Annotated in this window: 1 protein-coding gene; it reads right to left on the minus strand. The window is 33.0% G+C overall.

The window, feature by feature from the left end; all coding sequences use genetic code 11:
- Positions 1 to 264, minus strand: a 264-nt coding sequence (locus AXW61_RS17015) for a transposase (RefSeq protein ID WP_155858691.1), incomplete at both ends; no start/stop codon positions are given.

The raw sequence follows: 264 nt of genomic DNA on the forward strand, positions 1-264 counted from the left end.
CAACAGAACTTTGATAATTTCTTTTGAGCTTGTCATATCGAGTAGCTATTCCTCTAAATTGCTTTAATCTACAAAACATATTTTCAACTAAATGCCTGATTTTATATAAATACCAGTCCATATGGTCATTGTTCGATTGGCTATTTGTTTTCTTTGGTATATTCGCTTTAGTCCCTGTTTTCCTGATCTGTTCACGCAGTGGTTCTGAATCATAGCCTTTATCTGCACATACCACTTTTGTCTCTTTTAAATCTAATGTTGATA

This window comes from Acinetobacter sp. BMW17, assembly GCF_001592855.1.
Classification (GTDB): Bacteria; Pseudomonadota; Gammaproteobacteria; order Pseudomonadales; family Moraxellaceae; genus Acinetobacter; species Acinetobacter johnsonii.